The sequence below is a fragment of the endosymbiont of Lamellibrachia barhami genome (assembly GCF_011947365.2).
In the GTDB taxonomy this organism is placed as follows: Bacteria; Pseudomonadota; Gammaproteobacteria; order Chromatiales; family Chromatiaceae; genus QGON01.
In genome coordinates, this window is sequence record NZ_JAAVSH020000001.1 from 1,241,470 (window position 1) to 1,242,261 (window position 792).

Annotated in this window: 1 protein-coding gene; it reads right to left on the minus strand. The window is 59.1% G+C overall.

Annotated features, from left to right (window positions below; translation table 11 throughout):
* On the minus strand, nt 1–792 hold a 792-nt coding region (locus tag G9Q73_RS05620; protein ID WP_281397560.1), incomplete at both ends, for a Calx-beta domain-containing protein.

Genomic DNA, 792 nt, shown 5'->3' on the forward strand with positions numbered 1-792 from the left:
GGTGCCCAAGGTGGCATCCACCACATTGCTCAGGATGACGGTGAAGTCTTCATCCAGCTCCCAGGTCGCATCATCAGTCAGGGTCAGCGGGATTGTCTTGCTGGTCTCGCCATCGAGGAAGTCCAAGGTGCCGGTAGCTTGGGTGTAGTCACCCGGTGCATTGGCGGTTCCGTCAGCCGTCGCATAATCAACAGATACCGGGCCATCAGCACCGCCGGTACGGGTGACCGTCAGTGTCAGTCCACCGGCCGCATTCTCCGCAACGCTCTCCGTTGCAGTACTCAGGGCCAGAGTTCCTGGACTGCGAACTTGGTCATCGGTGATGGTTACGGTGGTACTGGTCTGGGTGCCCAAGGTGGCATCCACCACATTGCTCAGGATGACGGTGAAGTCTTCATCCAGCTCCCAGGTCGCATCATCAGTCAGGGTCAGCGGGATTGTCTTGCTGGTCTCGCCATCGAGGAAGTCCAAGGTGCCGGTAGCTTGGGTGTAGTCACCCGGTGCATTGGCGGTTCCGTCAGCCGTCGCATAATCAACAGATACCGGGCCATCAGCACCGCCGGTACGGGTGACCGTCAGTGTCAGTCCACCGGCCGCATTCTCCGCAACGCTCTCCGTTGCAGTACTCAGGGCCAGAGTTCCTGGACTGCGAACTTGGTCATCGGTGATGGTTACGGTGGTACTGGTCTGGGTGCCCAAGGTGGCATCCACCACATTGCTCAGGATGACGGTGAAGTCTTCATCCAGCTCCCAGGTCGCATCATCAGTCAGGGTCAGCGGGATTGTCTTGCT